20 protein-coding genes are annotated in these 14,647 nt (G+C 64.8%); 10 read left to right on the top strand and 10 right to left on the bottom strand.

What is annotated here, in order from left to right; all coding sequences use genetic code 11:
- Window positions 1-42 precede the first annotated feature (42 nt).
- From HBA99_RS03525 to HBA99_RS03510, 5 genes are all read left to right on the top strand, one after another.
- Complete coding sequence (locus HBA99_RS03525; RefSeq protein WP_078343127.1) at window positions 43-462, top strand: thioredoxin family protein; 420 nt, start codon at window positions 43-45, stop codon at window positions 460-462.
- Between the two features lie 10 nt (window positions 463-472).
- Window positions 473-559, top strand: a complete 87-nt coding sequence (locus HBA99_RS25065) for an Ms5788A family Cys-rich leader peptide (RefSeq protein WP_353615267.1) — start codon at window positions 473-475, stop codon at window positions 557-559.
- A 69-nt stretch (window positions 560-628) separates the two neighbouring features.
- Window positions 629-1,087, top strand: coding sequence for a DUF4395 domain-containing protein (locus tag HBA99_RS03520; RefSeq protein ID WP_070951566.1), 459 nt, complete (start codon window positions 629-631; stop codon window positions 1,085-1,087).
- A 55-nt stretch (window positions 1,088-1,142) separates the two neighbouring features.
- A complete protein-coding gene (locus HBA99_RS03515; protein WP_030094247.1) occupies window positions 1,143-1,976 on the top strand; it encodes a sulfurtransferase in 834 nt (277 codons plus the stop codon).
- 2 nt (window positions 1,977-1,978) lie between these two features.
- Window positions 1,979-2,284, top strand: a complete 306-nt coding sequence (locus HBA99_RS03510; protein WP_005064245.1) for a DUF1416 domain-containing protein — start codon at window positions 1,979-1,981, stop codon at window positions 2,282-2,284.
- Window positions 2,285-2,386: 102 nt separating this feature from the next.
- Here the strand turns inward: HBA99_RS03510 and HBA99_RS03505 are convergent, their stop codons facing one another.
- The 4 genes from HBA99_RS03505 to HBA99_RS03490 all read right to left on the bottom strand — a co-directional run bounded on the left by HBA99_RS03505 (window position 2,387) and on the right by HBA99_RS03490 (window position 5,973).
- A complete protein-coding gene (locus tag HBA99_RS03505) occupies window positions 2,387-2,956 on the bottom strand; it encodes a hypothetical protein (RefSeq protein WP_070951567.1) in 570 nt (189 codons plus the stop codon).
- Window positions 2,957-2,996: 40 nt separating this feature from the next.
- Window positions 2,997-3,575 (bottom strand): hypothetical protein, encoded by a 579-nt coding sequence (locus HBA99_RS03500; protein ID WP_057969371.1) that lies wholly within the window; start codon window positions 3,573-3,575, stop codon window positions 2,997-2,999.
- 18 nt (window positions 3,576-3,593) lie between these two features.
- Window positions 3,594-4,190, bottom strand: coding sequence for an MspA family porin (locus HBA99_RS03495; RefSeq protein WP_372450629.1), 597 nt, complete (start codon window positions 4,188-4,190; stop codon window positions 3,594-3,596).
- 382 nt (window positions 4,191-4,572) lie between these two features.
- Entirely contained in the window at window positions 4,573-5,973 is a 1,401-nt protein-coding gene (locus HBA99_RS03490; RefSeq protein WP_371258571.1) for an ATP-binding protein, read from the bottom strand.
- A gap of 188 nt (window positions 5,974-6,161) precedes the next feature.
- Between HBA99_RS03490 and HBA99_RS03485 the strand changes: the two genes are divergently transcribed.
- Window positions 6,162-6,815: a response regulator gene (locus HBA99_RS03485; RefSeq protein WP_070931526.1), complete on the top strand. Its 654-nt coding sequence runs from the start codon at window positions 6,162-6,164 to the stop codon at window positions 6,813-6,815.
- A gap of 45 nt (window positions 6,816-6,860) precedes the next feature.
- On the opposite strand, the gene HBA99_RS03480 is transcribed toward HBA99_RS03485, so the two are convergent.
- Together HBA99_RS03480 and HBA99_RS03475 are read right to left on the bottom strand one after the other, a co-directional pair.
- On the bottom strand, window positions 6,861-7,208 hold the full coding sequence (locus tag HBA99_RS03480) for a hypothetical protein (protein WP_030094241.1): 348 nt from the start codon (window positions 7,206-7,208) through the stop codon (window positions 6,861-6,863).
- Between the two features lie 153 nt (window positions 7,209-7,361).
- On the bottom strand, window positions 7,362-7,736 hold the full coding sequence (locus tag HBA99_RS03475) for a hypothetical protein (protein WP_078323044.1): 375 nt from the start codon (window positions 7,734-7,736) through the stop codon (window positions 7,362-7,364).
- Window positions 7,737-7,931: 195 nt separating this feature from the next.
- Here HBA99_RS03475 and HBA99_RS03470 point away from each other — a divergent pair, with 195 nt between their 5' ends.
- On the top strand, window positions 7,932-8,087 hold the full coding sequence (locus tag HBA99_RS03470; RefSeq protein WP_162269692.1) for a hypothetical protein: 156 nt from the start codon (window positions 7,932-7,934) through the stop codon (window positions 8,085-8,087).
- Window positions 8,084-8,701 carry a heme-binding beta-barrel domain-containing protein gene (locus HBA99_RS03465; RefSeq protein WP_070931528.1) on the top strand — a complete coding sequence of 206 codons (618 nt, stop codon included), beginning with the start codon at window positions 8,084-8,086 and terminating at the stop codon, window positions 8,699-8,701. The genes HBA99_RS03470 and HBA99_RS03465 overlap by 4 nt, the downstream gene beginning before the upstream one ends.
- Before the next feature lie 297 nt (window positions 8,702-8,998).
- Here the strand turns inward: HBA99_RS03465 and HBA99_RS03460 are convergent, their stop codons facing one another.
- A complete protein-coding gene (locus HBA99_RS03460; RefSeq protein WP_070931529.1) occupies window positions 8,999-9,859 on the bottom strand; it encodes an aminodeoxychorismate lyase in 861 nt (286 codons plus the stop codon).
- Between the two features lie 37 nt (window positions 9,860-9,896).
- On the opposite strand from HBA99_RS03460, the gene ygfZ reads away from it, so the two are divergent.
- Complete coding sequence (gene ygfZ / locus HBA99_RS03455; protein WP_064407794.1) at window positions 9,897-10,991, top strand: CAF17-like 4Fe-4S cluster assembly/insertion protein YgfZ; 1,095 nt, start codon at window positions 9,897-9,899, stop codon at window positions 10,989-10,991.
- Between the two features lie 115 nt (window positions 10,992-11,106).
- Window positions 11,107-11,286, top strand: coding sequence for a DUF3073 domain-containing protein (locus HBA99_RS03450; protein WP_030094235.1), 180 nt, complete (start codon window positions 11,107-11,109; stop codon window positions 11,284-11,286).
- A 21-nt stretch (window positions 11,287-11,307) separates the two neighbouring features.
- On the opposite strand, the gene purM is transcribed toward HBA99_RS03450, so the two are convergent.
- Genes purM through HBA99_RS03435 form a run of 3 tightly spaced genes read right to left on the bottom strand, consistent with a single transcriptional unit; the run spans window position 11,308 to window position 14,514 of the window.
- Window positions 11,308-12,387 (bottom strand): phosphoribosylformylglycinamidine cyclo-ligase, encoded by a 1,080-nt coding sequence (gene purM, locus HBA99_RS03445; protein WP_070951568.1) that lies wholly within the window; start codon window positions 12,385-12,387, stop codon window positions 11,308-11,310.
- A 49-nt stretch (window positions 12,388-12,436) separates the two neighbouring features.
- Window positions 12,437-13,510, bottom strand: a complete 1,074-nt coding sequence (locus HBA99_RS03440; RefSeq protein WP_057969363.1) for an NAD(P)H-dependent amine dehydrogenase family protein — start codon at window positions 13,508-13,510, stop codon at window positions 12,437-12,439.
- Entirely contained in the window at window positions 13,507-14,514 is a 1,008-nt protein-coding gene (locus HBA99_RS03435) for a Rieske 2Fe-2S domain-containing protein (RefSeq protein WP_070931532.1), read from the bottom strand. The genes HBA99_RS03440 and HBA99_RS03435 overlap by 4 nt, the downstream gene beginning before the upstream one ends.
- Window positions 14,515-14,647: the final 133 nt, after the last annotated feature.

Here is a 14,647-nt window from a genome sequence, read left to right as displayed (position 1 = left end):
CCAGATTTGTCCGCTCTTCCGGCGAGCGGCTCATCGCCATTGGTGACCGCGGTCATTGCGATCGCGGTCGCGCTGCTGGCGTCGAGCCTCATCGCGGTCGCCATCAAGAGCAAGTCCGGCAAGCTGCGTGCCGGCCCCGGTGGCGCGGACGAGGCGCAGGCCCCGCCAGGTATCGCACTATCGGCCACCGGACCGACAATCGTGCACTTCAGCGCGGTGTGGTGTGGCCCGTGCGCGGCGGTCCGTCGCGTCGTGGACCAGGTCTCGGCCGAGCAGCCCGAGGTGGCGCATATAGAGGTCGATATCGACGCAAACCCCGACGCGGCTCGGACCCTGTCGGTCTTGTCACTGCCGACCACCTTCATCTTCGATGCCACCGGACGGCAGGCATATCGAGTCTCGGGAGTGCCGAAGGCCGCGGACCTGCGCACTGCCCTGCAAGGCCTGACGCAGCCGGGGTAAACTCGTCGCCGTGCAAGCCCGCCTTGAGCCGATGCTCACCAAACGACGCGCAGTCGATCTGTGCCGCGTCGCGGGCTGCTGCTGTTGTTGCTGCTAATCGCGGCCACCTTCGAGTGTGCCGTAACAGGTGTAGCCATATCCGCCACCCTTAGGAGCACAACAAACCATGACCACTGCCAACTCAACGCCTGCAATCAGTCAGGTTGATGTCCGCGGCCCTCGTTTCTCCGCCTGGGTCACCACCACCGTTCTCATCGTCACCCTGGCGGTGTCCGCCGTGTCGCCGACGGCGGCAGCGGTGATCCTGGGGCTCCAGACGGTGGTCTTCGCGATCGGCGCACTACTCGGGCCGCATCGCGGCCCCTACGGGACTATCTTCCGGACGCTGATTCAGCCCAGGCTGAGCCCGGTGACCGAGCGCGAGCCCATCCCGCCGCTGCAGTTCGCCCAACTGCTGGGCTTCACCTTCGCCGCGGTCGGAACCATCGGTTTCGCCACCGGCGTCACATTGCTCGGCTTGATCGCGACGGCGTTCGCGCTGGGCGCTGCCTTCTTGAACGCCGCCTTCGGCATCTGCCTGGGCTGCCAGCTGTACCCTCTCGTCACCCGTTTTCGCCGCACATAACCGTCGGCTCAGTAACCCGACAAAACCAACTAATTACCCTGAAAGGAAGCCCTTTATGGCACGCTCTGACGTACTGGTCTCCGCCCAATGGGCGCAAGACAACCTTTCCGCCCCTAACACGGTGTTCGTGGAGGTGGACGAGGACACCAGCGCGTACGACGTCGGCCACATCGAGGGCGCCGTCAGGCTGGACTGGAAGACCGATCTGCAGGACGCGGTCAAGCGTGACTTCGTCGACCAGCAGCAGTTCTCGAAGCTGCTGTCCGACAAGGGCATCAGCAATGACGACACCGTGGTCCTCTACGGCGGCAACAACAACTGGTTCGCCGCGTACGCCTACTGGTACTTCAAGCTGTACGGGCACCAGGACGTGAAGCTGCTCGACGGCGGCCGCAAGAAGTGGGAGCTGGATGGCCGCGCGCTGTCCACCGACACCGTGTCCCGGCCCGCGACGTCCTACCAGGCCGCCGCCCCGGATAACTCCATCCGCGCTTTCCGCGACGAGGTGATCGCCGCCATCGGTGCCAAGAACCTGGTCGACGTGCGTTCGCCCGACGAGTTCTCCGGCAAGATCCTGGCTCCCGCGCACCTCCCGCAGGAGCAGAGCCAGCGCCCCGGGCACGTCCCCGGCGCCATCAACGTCCCGTGGAGCAAGGCAGCCAACGAAGACGGCACCTTCAAGTCGGATGAAGAGCTGGCCAAGCTCTACGCCGACGCGGGGCTGGACGGTGAAAAGGAAACCATCGCGTACTGCCGTATCGGTGAGCGTTCCTCGCACACCTGGTTCGTGTTGCAGGAACTCCTGGGACACCAGAACGTGACGAACTACGACGGCAGTTGGACCGAATACGGCTCTCTGGTGGGAGCCCCGATCGAGTTGGGAAGCTAGTTATGTGCAGTGCACCGAAGCAGGGCCTGGCCATTCCGGCGGGCGTCGACGTGGAGAAGGAAACCGTGATCACCGGCCGCGTGGTCGATGGCAACGGCCAGACGGTGGGCGGTGCTTTTGTGCGCCTGCTGGATTCCTCCGATGAGTTCACCGCCGAGGTGGTGGCGTCGGCGACCGGCGACTTCCGGTTCTTCGCCGCACCGGGCGACTGGACGCTGCGGGCGTTGTCCTCGGCCGGGAACGGCACCGCGACGGTGAGCCCCACCGGCGCCGGGATCCACGAGGTCGACATCAAGATCGAAAGCTGAGCGCCCTTTTCGCTCTATCTCGATAAGGCACCCAGGTACGTATTCAGCCCGGATCACGTACCTGGGTGCCTTTTCGTGTCAGCAGCTGACCGCCCGACGGATTCAGTTCGCGGTGTCCGGCGCGGCGACCGCGCTCCGGGCCGGTTGCCGAGCCTCCAAGCCGGGTATCGGCGCATCCGGCACGGTCCCCGTGGGGGCCGGATTCTCCAGACCGAGGGGCTGCCCGGTAGGGATGTTCTGCCGGCCGGTGGCGGCCGTCGCCCCCGGCGCGGTACCTCCGGCGGCCTCCGGTGCGTCGGTCCGCTGCATGGGCGACGACGGACGGGCGCCAAACACCTGCCCGAGCGGACCGGCTTCATGGGGCTTGACCGTCACATGCTTCAGTTGCACACCCAGCCGATCGCCCGGCATACCCACATGGGATGACATGGGGTCGGCGTTGGTCATCGCCCTGGTGCCGCCGGCGTCGCGGACTCGGGGTGGCGGAGTCAACGACCAAATGGACTGCAACCCATAGACACCGGGGTAATAGCCGATGTATCCGGGCGGCGTGTAGATCTGCCCGGTGGGGTCCCCCGGAACGGACGGGTCGGCTGCGGCGATGGGCGCGCCCAGTACGCCGGCGCCCACGAACACCGCGATGACACCGGCCTGACGAATTCGAGCTCTCATACTCTCAGATCCCTCGTGTTGGATTGCGGTGCAGGACAATTCAGTGCGATGCGGCAGAGCCGAGGTCCGGTCCACTGTTGAGTGAGCCAGGCGCGATGGTTCCGTTGTCCTTCGGCTGGACGGACTCGCTGTCGGCAGCCGGTAGTGGTTGATGGGTGCCCGGGACGGGATCTTCCAGGCCACCTGGGACGCCACCGGGCGGGCTGGCACCCGGCACCACACCGGCGGAGGGATCGGGCGCACCGATCGAGTCCATCGGCGATTCCGGCCGCACACCCGGCGCGACTCCCAGCGTCGAGTTGCGCAGCGGTTCGACACCGAGTTCCGAGCCGGGCATTCCGTACTCGGCCGACGCCGAATCGGTATTGCTCATGGCGCTGGTGCCGGCCGCGTCCAGGACGCGGCGCGGCCGCATCCAGAAGCCGAGGATGTAGGTGTAAGCGCCGGGCTGGTGGCCGATCCGGCCCGGCATGTTGTGGTACGGGAGCCCGTCGTACCCCGGCGGCGGCCCCGGAGGGACAGGTGGCGACGGGGCGGCGAGTGCGGTCGGTGCGAGGACAAGACCCGCGCCGAGGAGAGCGACGAGCACTCCCGTGCTCTTGCCGATGCGTGATGCCATTCGGGTGACCGTCCTCGTCTAGATCTTGATGGGTTCGCCATAGATGGCGTACGAGGAATGGGCATTGGTGGTCGAGATCCGCAGGTAGCCGTAGGACCGGATGGTGACGTCCCCACCGCAGGCGTCCACCTTGACATGCAGGTTCGTCACATCCAATGTTGCCCGGCCCGCGGGATTGAGCGCCATGTTCGACATCGGCAGATCAACGATGACGCCGGGTTCCAGATCTGTCTGCACGTATCCCGTGGCACCGGCTCCTGCCGATCCGCCGATGGAGTTGCTCGAGCCTAGCGAGCCCGTGCCGCTCACACCCCCAGACACGGCACCACCCAGCTGCAGCCCGCTGGACACGTCGGACTGACAGCCCAACTGGTATCCCATGATGAAGAGGCTGTCGAGAATCGAGCCCTGCCCGCCGCTGACGGTCGCCGAAGAGTAGAGGTTGACGAAGGCCTCACGGGAGTTCGTGGCATTGGCGAGGTTTGGGATCGAGTTGACGACCTCGTTGTAACTGTTCAAATGAATATGCCAGCCATCCGGCGTCACCTGATCCAGGTCCTCCGGCAGCATGGTCACCGGTTCCGCTAATGCCGCGGGCGCTTCCATTGCCGCCATGGAGCAGAGCACTGCCACAACACATGCAGCGCGTGTAAATCGATCCAGCATTCCCGCCATGTGAACCTTTCCAATGGTTTCGACATCTGCAACACGTCAATGAGAAGCACCCATTCAGGCAGGCATAATTCAGCCGCTATTCCGGTTCATGCTTCGGGCACAATTTGCCCACCAGGAAGGATTCGCAAAGAGATCCAGAAATTAAAATGCTGCGCCCATTGCCCGATAAACGCTCTCCCATTGAACGGATCTCATCTAGCTAGAGAGCCGTTAACGCCGTCTCGAATCTCGGTTAACGGAGACTAAACGCGAAATTTGTTGCGGTTTGCCACTATTGGGCAGGTGGGGTTACCCCCCACACGCACTCGCTGCGGCAACCCAATCAGCGGATCGGAATCGAAATATCCAGGGAAGTGCCGCGCCCGACAGGGCTGGACACGCTCAACTGCCCACCGAGTGCTTCGACCCTGTCCGTCAGCCCAACGAGTCCCGAACCTTTACGGGGATTGGCCCCACCCACCCCGTCATCGCGAATGACCATACGGAGGTTGGGCCCCTCGCATCGCACCGAAACCCGCACCCCACTGGCCGCGGAGTGTTTGGCGGCGTTGGCAAGTGCCTCCGCCAGCACGTAGTAGGCAGCCATCTCCACCGACTCGCCCACGGCACCGTCCACATTCACCTCGATGGTGACCGGAACAGCCGAACGCCGGGCCAGCGTGCACAATGCGGGCCGCAAGCCGCTGGACAGGATCGCCGGGTGAACACCCCGCGAGAATTCCTGAAGATCTTCGGCGACGCCGACCAACCCGGCATTCAACTCGGCCAGTTGGCTGGCCAGGTCCGGAACACCGACGGGCAGCTCCGCTGTCATCATGCCGAGCCGCAGTCGCAGCGAGGCCAGGCGCTGCTGGACACCGTCGTGCAAATCGCGCTCCAGGCGACGACGTGCCTCATCGGCTGCTGTCACGATCCGCGCGCGAGAGGCCGTGAGCTCTTCGCGGGTGTGAGCGTTCGCGATGGCGGTGGCCGCCAGATCGGCGAAGTCATTGACGGGCGCAACCTCAAGGCCGTCCCCCCGTAAGACCGCGGCCCCCCAGGTGTTCCCGCCGACACGGATCGGGGTAGACAAGCTGGCACCGAATCCCAGCGCTTCTTCGGGAGGCACATCGTCATCCAGCGTGAGCTGGGTTCCCGGGACGTGGCCGATCCCTACCTCGCCGGATGCCGCAACGACGGTGACGTTGTTGCCCGCCTCGTAACGCAACAGAACCGCGGTGTCGGCGTGCAGACAATGAACCATCTCGTCGACCAACGCCGCGAAGACCTCCGCCGGCGGTACCTCACGCGCGACCAGGGTCGCTATTCGGCGCAACCCGGCCTGTTGCTCGGCGATAGCGGCCGCCTCCTGGCGGCGCGCTTCGACCTCGTTGGTGCGTGCACGGGCCAGGCTTGCCAACCCATTGGCGACCAGCGCGGCAACCAGGAAAATCACGTGGACCACGCCGTTTTGCAGCTCAACCGACAGCACGTGACCGTTCGGCCAATCCCGGACATAGTCGAACGTGATGGCACTGGCGATGGAGGTGAGCACCGCGAGCCGCAGGCCCCAGATCGCCGACACGACCAGGATGCCCAGAAGGTAGATAGTGCCCATGCGTTCGGTGGGCGCGATCTGCCGCAGCAGCAGCGCGGCAACGGTTTCGCAGACGAGAAAGCCTGCGGCCACCAGGATTCCCAGAGTCGCCGAAGGGGGCGCACCCGGCCGGAAAGGCAGGGTCAGCCACCCCCGCAGTCTGGGTGACGACGCGCGGCGGTCATCGCCGACCGCGTCGCCGGCCACCCTGGACCGCCCCAGCGGCAGCGTTGAGATGGTGGGGGTCACGTCGGGAAACTTCCTTACCTCCGGGACCCAGATACGTCCCGCCACTTCGAATATAGCCACGCAGGTTGCGCGGCTACCCTGTCGCTGTGGTCGCCTTGCGGGTGGTAATCGCCGATGATGACGTACTCCTTCGTGAAGGGATTGCCAGCCTTCTCGAACGTTCGAGTTTCGAGGTTGTCGGCCAGGCACGCGATGCCGTCAACCTGATGGCCTTGGTCAGGGCTCAACGGCCCGACCTCGTCGTCACGGATATCCGGATGCCGCCGACGCACACCACGGAGGGACTCGACGCGGCCCGGGCGATACACAAGGAATTCCCCGGAATCGGGGTGCTGGTCCTTTCCGCACATGTGGAAGTGGAGTACGCGATCGAGCTCGTAGCCACCGGCGGTGGGCGTGGCTACCTCCTCAAGAGTCGCATCGGCGATGTCGCGGAGTTCCTTGACGCACTGAACCGGATTGCCGGCGGGGCCGCGGTACTGGATCCGGCACTGGTCAGAGAGCTGGTGGTGACGCGCCGCCAGGATCACCCGATCGACGCCCTGAGCCAACGGGAACGGGAGGTACTGGGGGTGATGGCCGAGGGCTACTCGAATGCCGGTATCGCCCGCAGACTGTGGATTACGGAGAGCACTGTTGAAAAGCACGTCCACAATGTGATGACGAAGTTGAATCTCACCGAAACCGACGAGTATCACCGCCGGGTGCTGGCGGTGATCACCTTCCTGGCGGGCAGCTGACCCTGGCCAAGTAAATCGACTGTCCCCGAAGGTTTTCCGGCCGACCTATGACGCGGTGTTTCCACAGACAACACCCGGGTTCTCACATTCGGGACCGGTGGCGTCAGGCAGCTGTGCCCATTCGGGCTGGCCGCGCTGGCTCTGAACCTGGTCGGGGTACCAGATTCCCGTACGGCAGATGACGCCCCTGTCCATGCACTGTGGCCCGGTGCCATCGGGATGGTCGACCCAACCACCGGCACTGTCGCGCGGTTGCTGCGCTTCGGACGGGGCCATGCCTCCATCGAGCCATTCACCATCGTGGTTCGGCGATGGCACCGGGGTGGGCTTGTCGGTCGCCGCATACGCAAGACCCGGCGTCGCCACCACGAGCGCGAGACTGACCAGACCCATGCCGATGCCCCGGAGTACTGATTTTGATTGCCACACAGTTGATTTCTTATTCACGACGCCCACCGGGCAATCGTCCTGTGTGTACCGGCAGCGGGCATCCAGACGGACACCCAATGTTCATGGGGGATTACCCCCAAAGATCCGGAGCGTGCGCTAGTAGGACCAGCTGCCGGAGGGCTGCACGACGAATCCGTGCTCGCCGTAATGCCGGTCCGGCGGGTCCGGAGTGTCCTTTGCCCAGGAATCGGGTTTCTTGGCCTGGCAGGCCAGCGCATCCTCGGCGAGGACCGCACAGACGACGCCGTTACCCGGCGCGATCTTGGACCCGGTCGGCAACAGCGGGTAGGCGCGATCGTCGGGCGTCTGGTCGTACTGTGCGATGAGACCCGGCTTGGTCAATGACACCGCCACCGAGTTCATGCCCTGGCCGGCTCCCACGATCCGCCCGGTGCACGACACCCCCAGATCCGCGATCATGTTGCTCTGGCAGGCGAGGCCGCCGGGAGTGCTGAACACCCAGCCCGACATGCTCGGGTGCGCGCCGATCACCCGGTAGTCGCCGAGGTCGACCGCGGGATAGGAGTCGACGTCCGGGAACTTGGGTGGTTGCGCATTCGCTACGGGCGCTGCCACAAGCCCCACAGACACCGCAAAGGGCGCGAAAAACGCAGCTAAGAATCGGCTCCACAAGATCCTCACACCCCTCCATCGCAGTAGCTGAATGTGACGTTACCCGGCGAGTTGTGGGTCACACCGTTGTCCCAGGTAAGCTCCCTTTCCGTGGTGCTCTTCTTCGAGATCGCGTTGGTGGCTGCCGTTGTCGTCATCACCTGGTTCGCGCTGTACGCGCTGTACCGGCTGATCACCGACGAGTCGTGACGGAACCAGATCCGACCGCCGCCGAGCCGCGGCCATCGGTGGGCCGGAACGTCCCCACCTTTCAAGACCTTCCCGCCCCTGCCGATACCGCGAACCTGCGCGAGGGCCCGGACCTCAACCAGGCAATGCTTGCGCTGCTGCCCCTGGTCGGGGTGTGGCGCGGCGAGGGCGAAGGCAGGGATGCCGACGGCGACTACCGCTTTGGACAGCAGATCGTCGTCGCGCACGACGGCAGCGACTATCTCACGTGGGATTCGCGCTCATGGCGTCTGGATGCCGACGGACATTTCGAGAGGCTGACCCTGCGCGAGAGCGGATTCTGGCGGTTCGCGCCCGATCCCGATGATCCCGATGAAAAACAGGCCATCGAACTGGTGCTGGCACATGCCGCGGGTTTCGTCGAGCTGTTCTATGGCTATCCGCGCAATGCCTCGTCCTGGGAGTTGGTCACCGATGCGCTGGCCCGGAGTAAGTCCGGAGCACTCATCGGCGGGGCCAAGCGTCTATACGGCATCGTCGACGGTGGCGACCTGGCCTATGTCGAAGAGCGAGTGGGCGCCGACGGCGGTCTGTCACCGCATCTGTCGGCACGGTTGTCGCGTTTCGCGGGCTAGAACTTCCCCGCCTGTCGGCTCGTAGCCGGGTACCTCAGTGACGTCTTTCCGGCCGCCCCAGAAAAGGGGGCGGCCCCCGAACCGTTCGGCTCGATCGGACTAATCGAGGGTTCGGGGGCCGGGTGGCTGCCGTGGATTTGCCCACCGCAGCACATGGCTGCAGCTAGCGAGCAGCCACCTCACATGTCCAATAAGCAATCAATTTGTCGGACCACCTCCTTCCTTGTGTACCGACGACGGTACGACGCAAGAGCGTGTGCGACAACCGATTTATTCTGCGGCGATCCGAACTGGCGATCAGAACTCGAGCGTGATGGCCTTGTCGACCAGCTCGGGCAGCCGCGCCGCCAGCGGCCCCGCGGGACGGTCGGCACCGTCGAGCGTACGCACCCGGGCCGCAAGCGTGATGCTGGCCAGCATCCAAACATCTTGGGCGGCAACTAGATCAGCGGGCTTCACGGCCTCGTACCGGCATGGGATGCCCTCGGCCGCAGCCACTTCGAAGAGCGCACGCTGAGTGGTTCCGTGCAAGATTCCGTGCTCCGGAAAAGGGGTGACCAGTGCGTCACCGGTGTCCACGATGACCGTCGAGCGTGGGCCCTCCAGCACGAATCCGTCCGAACTGACGAAGATGACGTCCTGAGCCCCTTGAGTTTCGGCGTACCGCAGGGCGGACATGTTGACTGCGTAGGACAATGTCTTGGCCCCCGACAGCAACCAGGGCAGCGGATCGGCGGGCTGCGCGGGCAGCCCACGATCCAGGGTGATCACCGAGACGCCATCGCGACGCGCCAGCAGCGACCGCTCGGGCACCGGCGCGATGGTCAGATATGCCGTTGCACCCCCGCCACTTTCACGCCCACGGGTGTACACCAGGCGTAGCATCGCATCCGCGCTTGATGTCGAGTTCCATTGCCGCACACCAATCTCTACCGCCGTGCGCCAGGCGGGCCGATCAGGTTCGGATAGATCCATCGCTGCGGCCGACGCGGCCATCCGGTCCAGATGCGCCTCCAGCTTGCAGACGACACCGCCCCGCACCAACAGCGTCTCGAACGCGCCATCGCCACGAACGGCGGCGAGCTCATCGGCATACAACAACGGCACCGTCGGGTCGTGCACTTCACCGTCGAGTGTGACCAGCACCGCTACCGCCATGGGCAATGAGATTAGCGGTCGTAGAGTTGAAAACATCATGACGGCCATCTACGTCCCTGAAGGTAACCCCGACACCGGTGCGGTGTGGCACTACGGCGACCCACTCGGCGAGCAGCGGGCCGCCCTGACCGGTGCCGTTCTTGTCGATCGATCGACGCGTCCCGTCATCACCCTGACCGGCGCCGAACGGCTGAGCTGGTTGCACACGATCTCCAGTCAGCATGTCGCCGATCTGCAGGACGGCCAGACGCGCGAGAATCTCAGTCTCGACGGGCAGGGACGTGTGGAGGACCACTGGGTGCAAACCGATCTGGACGGCGTCACGTATCTGGATACCGAGCCATGGCGGGGCCAGGCACTGAAGGATTTCCTCACCAAGATGGTGTTCTGGGCGAAGGTCGAGGTCTCGTCGTCCGAACTGACGCTCTTCACCCTGCTGGGACCGGACACCTCCGGCCTGGCCGGAAAGCTGGGCATCACGGCGCTCCCCGGATTCGACCGTGCGGTCGCGCTGCCCGGCGGCGGCCTCATCAGGCGCATGCCGTGGCCACTGCCCGATGCGACATTCGACCTGCTGGTGCCCCCCGGTCACGACCTCCCCGAACGCCTTGGCCTACGCCCCGCCGGGCTGTGGGCATTCGAGGCGCTTCGCGTCGCCGCCGCGCGGCCACGACTGTCCCTGGACACCGACGAGCGGACTATCCCGCATGAGGTGGCGTGGATCGCGGTCGACGACGATCCCCGAGCCGTCCATCTGGCCAAGGGCTGCTACCGCGGGCAGGAGACCGTGGCCCGGGTCCACAATCTGGGCAAGCCACCACGGGTGCTGGTGTTGCTACATCTTGATGGCTCTGCCGATCGCCCATCCACCGGTGACGAGGTGGCTGCCGGCGGGCGTTCGGTGGGCCGGGTGGGCTCGGTGGTCGACCATGTTGACCTGGGCCCCATAGCCCTGGCTCTGCTCAAACGTCCGGTGGTCGAGGCCCTCGCCAAGGGCGATCAGACGCCCCTCACGGCCGGGCCGGCGGCGGCCGCGATCGACCTCGATCTACTGCCCGAACTGCATGGTCAGCAGCCTGGGCGCGAGGCCGTCAACCGTCTGCGACAGGGTTCGGCCCAACCGGGCGGTTAGGGCGTGCAGCAGTTGGTGGATCGGCACGCTAAACTATCGTCAGGATCGATAAACAAACTCCACCGGAGCCGCCCTGAAATCGGGCCGCTCCGCTATTGCGCGAGGGGGTTCCCCCATGGGCCGCGGCCGGGCAAAGGCAAAGCAGACCAAGGTTGCTCGCGAGCTGAAATACAGCTCTCCTAACACGGATCTCGAGCAACTCCGCCGTGAGCTTTCGGGGGCTCCGGTATCTCAGCCGGACGATGACCGCACCGGCGATCGCTGGACTGAAGACGAGGACGCCTGGCGCCGCTAAGGCTCCAGGTATCTCTTCTCCCTAGAACCTCGGGTGCTGGCCCACCAGCACCGCATTTTCGCTGCCCGAATCCTTGCCCGACTTCTTGATCGTGCCGAGGGTCCAGCAGTCGATATGCCGTGCGGTCAGGACGGCGAGCGCCCTGTCCACGTCTTCGGGTGCGACGACGGCGACCATACCGACGCCCATGTTGAAGGTCTTCTCCATCTCGGCACGCTCGATCCGGCCGCGCTGGGCGATCATCGCGAAGATCGGGCCCGGGGTCCAACTACCGCGCTCGAGCTCGGCGACCAATCCGTCGGGAATGACCCGGGCCAGGTTGCCCGCGAGTCCGCCACCGGTGACATGGCAGAAGGTCCGCACCTCGGTCTCGGCCGCCAGCGCCAGGCAGTCCTTGGCGTAGATGCGGGTGGGCTCGAGGAGTTCCTCGCCGAGGGTGCGGCCGAACTCCTCGACCTGGCCGAACAGGTCCATCCGGTCGATCTCCAGCAGCACGTGCCGCGCCAATGAGTACCCGTTGGAATGCAGGCCCGAGGACCTCATCGCGATCACGACATCGCCCGGACGCACCCGGTCGGGTCCCAGCACCCGGTCCGCTTCGACGATGCCGACACCGGTGGCCGACAGGTCGAAATCATCGGGAGCCATCAGACCCGGATGCTCGGCGGTCTCGCCACCGAGCAGCGCGCAGCCTGCAATGGCGCATCCTTCGGCGATGCCGGCGACCAGCTCACTGACGCGTTCGGGCACCACCTTGCCGACGGCGATGTAGTCCTGCAGGAAGAGCGGCTCGGCACCGCACACCACGAGGTCATCGACGACCATGGCCACTAGGTCCAGGCCGACGGTGTTGCGTTTATCCATGGCCTGCGCGACGGCGATCTTGGTGCCGACGCCATCGGTGGAGGCCGCGAGCACTGGCTCGCGGTACCCGCCCTTGAGGGCGAACAGCCCGGCGAAGCCGCCGATACCCCCCAGCACCTCGGGGCGGTGGGTCTTGGCGACGGATTTCTTGAACAGCTCGACCGCCCGGTCGCCGGCTTCGATATCCACACCGGCCGCGGCGTACGAGTTACTGGGTTTGTCGGCTCGCTCGCTCATATCGGGCCTTAGGCTACCTGTCCCAGCTGGCAGCGGTGTCCGCACAGCCCTACTTGAACCGTCCCGCGAATCCACGCAGCGGCAGGTCGGCCGAGGTGAGGATGCCGGGCGGGGCATCGATGACGCTCCGGATGGCGTTGAGCGCGGGCAGCCCGGTGACGGTCATTCCGACAGATGCGAAGGCGGCCGGGTCGGAGAAATCGGTGCCAGGCCGGGGAATGACCATGTGTTTGCTGTACACGCAGGGGTCACCCTGGATCTTTGTGATGTAGCAGCCCTTGACGTTCCAATGCGGCTGTGTCTTGGGGGTCATCTGCCATTCGACATGCACCTCGACCTTGGGAATGCCGCCCACAATCCCCTGATACTTCAGATAATTGGCACCCAGGGAGCCCTTGGGCAATCGGTACCAACCGAGGTCGATATCTTCGGTGCACGCGCCCAGCTCATAGGAAAACGTGACGTCGTCGAGCTCGAGGCCGAAACAGTCGGCCATCAGGTACACGCCGTCGGCGAAGACACGGGTGCCCTTCTCCAGGAGTGCCGGGATCTCCGGGTCTTCGATGGGGCGTCCGTACCCGACCATCTCCCAGGAGTCCACCGAGTGATGACAGGACACATCCACCGATTCGATGACCGTCACGTTTTCGATCTCCGCGACATCACAGGAGTGGATGACGCCCAGGATCTGCGTGAGCCCCGGGTTCATCCCGGTGCCATAGAAGGTGGATCCGCCACGCTCGCACGCATCTTGCAGCACCTCGGTTGTCGGCCGCCCCGACGGATGCGGGTGGTTCTGGTCGCGGTGGTGTCCGGTGATCCAGTCGGCGGTGGTGACGATGTCGATGCCCGCTTCGAGCACCTTCACATACAGATCCTCGTCGGGGAACACACCGTGGAAGGTCAGCACATCGGGTTTGGCGGCAATGATCTCTTCGACGGTACCGGTGGCGATCACGCCATTGGCTTCCAGACCCACCAACTCACCGGCGTCTCGGCCAACCTTTTCTCTTGAGTAACAATGCAATCCGGCCAGCTCGAGGTCGGGATGCCGGGCGATACGTTTGATCATCTCAGTGCCGACGTTTCCAGTCGCCACCTGAAAGACCCTGATTCCACTCATGCTCGGACATCCTCCGGATAGAACTGGGCCGCCCATTTCCGCAGGGCGATGAAGCCTTCGTATTCGGCCCGCACCAGCGCGGGCGGGTCCGAGTAACGCTGATGCGACCAGATGTGGATATCGGCAAGAAACTGGTCGATGATGGCCTGCGCAAAGGCCTTTGCGTTCTGCGGGGGTTCCTCCGCGCCGCCGGGCTCCCCCTCGCGCGGCCTTCCGATGAAGACGGTGAATCTGACGTCACAGGTCTCGTCGTCGACGGGGGTCACCGCCGAGACGGTGCGGTTGTCGATCATCCCCCAGCTCTTGGTAACGGCGACACCCAGTCCGCCGTTGATGGCCCGCACACCACTTCTCATGTCTTCGGCAGACATGCCCGGCACCTCGTCGAAGGCGATGGTGAAGTCGACATAGGAGACGGGCCGCTCGAACTCCTGCCGGGTGAACTTCGGAATGAAGGGAGTTTTGTGCACGTATTTGAAATGCGCGAAGTCAACGCCGTTTTCGAGAACGTACTGCGGATGTAGTTGGAGGCGTTCGCGATACAGGGTGCTGTGCGGATATCCCGGGTAGTAGTCCCGGGCGCTGCTGCCGTCTTCGAATCCGGTGAAGACGTCCGGGACGTCGAAATACGGGTCGAGGCCATCGACGTCGTGCCAGATGTACACGGCCTCGTTGCGTTCGATGACCGGGTAGCTTCTGATGCGCCGCAACGGATTCGGCCGCTTTTCGTAGGGGATGCACACGTTCTTGCCGTCGCGGTTCCATTCCCAGCCGTGAAAGGGACAGACGATGCGATCGCCCTCGACATGTCCACCGTGCCCGAGGTGCGCGCCGAGGTGCTCGCAGTAGGCATCCATGACGGCGAGTTCACCCGAGTGCGCGCGCCAGGCCACCATCTCGCGCCCGAAGTAGGTCATCCGGTGCACGGCACCGACGGCGATCTCCGCCGACCATGCGACCTGGAACCATCCCGTGGGCTTCATCGACAACGGCGGCTTCGGCATCGGCACCTCCCTACGCGGCGACAGTAATCCACTCCGCGCATTTTTCACAGAGACTTCTATGAAAAATTCTTCGGCGGCTAGCATCACTGAGATGAGCGAAGGGGTAGCCACGGGGCGGCGCGCCAACCGTCGC

This window comes from Mycobacteroides chelonae (genome assembly GCF_016767715.1).
GTDB lineage: Bacteria > Actinomycetota > Actinomycetes > Mycobacteriales > Mycobacteriaceae > Mycobacterium > Mycobacterium gwanakae.
The sequence above is the reverse complement of the archived record's forward strand: the minus strand, read 5'-3'. Positions and strand labels throughout refer to the sequence as shown.

Excerpts from the sequence above, each read along its gene's own strand:
- HBA99_RS03440 (WP_057969363.1), bottom strand. The coding sequence starts at position 13,510 with ATGAGTGGAATCAGGGTCTTTCAGGTGGCGACTGGAAACGTCGGCACT.
- HBA99_RS03505 (WP_070951567.1), bottom strand. The coding sequence starts at position 2,956 with ATGAGAGCTCGAATTCGTCAGGCCGGTGTCATCGCGGTGTTCGTGGGC.
- HBA99_RS03500 (WP_057969371.1), bottom strand. The coding sequence starts at position 3,575 with ATGGCATCACGCATCGGCAAGAGCACGGGAGTGCTCGTCGCTCTCCTC.
- HBA99_RS03520 (WP_070951566.1), top strand. The coding sequence starts at position 629 with ATGACCACTGCCAACTCAACGCCTGCAATCAGTCAGGTTGATGTCCGC.
- HBA99_RS03435 (WP_070931532.1), bottom strand. The coding sequence starts at position 14,514 with ATGCCGAAGCCGCCGTTGTCGATGAAGCCCACGGGATGGTTCCAGGTC.
- HBA99_RS03480 (WP_030094241.1), bottom strand. The coding sequence starts at position 7,208 with ATGGGTCTGGTCAGTCTCGCGCTCGTGGTGGCGACGCCGGGTCTTGCG.
- HBA99_RS03495 (WP_372450629.1), bottom strand. The coding sequence starts at position 4,190 with ATGGCGGCAATGGAAGCGCCCGCGGCATTAGCGGAACCGGTGACCATG.
- ygfZ (WP_064407794.1), top strand. The coding sequence starts at position 9,897 with ATGACGGCCATCTACGTCCCTGAAGGTAACCCCGACACCGGTGCGGTG.
- HBA99_RS03475 (WP_078323044.1), bottom strand. The coding sequence starts at position 7,736 with ATGTCGGGCTGGGTGTTCAGCACTCCCGGCGGCCTCGCCTGCCAGAGC.
- HBA99_RS03510 (WP_005064245.1), top strand. The coding sequence starts at position 1,979 with ATGTGCAGTGCACCGAAGCAGGGCCTGGCCATTCCGGCGGGCGTCGAC.
- purM (WP_070951568.1), bottom strand. The coding sequence starts at position 12,387 with ATGAGCGAGCGAGCCGACAAACCCAGTAACTCGTACGCCGCGGCCGGT.
- HBA99_RS03450 (WP_030094235.1), top strand. The coding sequence starts at position 11,107 with ATGGGCCGCGGCCGGGCAAAGGCAAAGCAGACCAAGGTTGCTCGCGAG.
- HBA99_RS03515 (WP_030094247.1), top strand. The coding sequence starts at position 1,143 with ATGGCACGCTCTGACGTACTGGTCTCCGCCCAATGGGCGCAAGACAAC.
- HBA99_RS03460 (WP_070931529.1), bottom strand. The coding sequence starts at position 9,859 with ATGGCGGTAGCGGTGCTGGTCACACTCGACGGTGAAGTGCACGACCCG.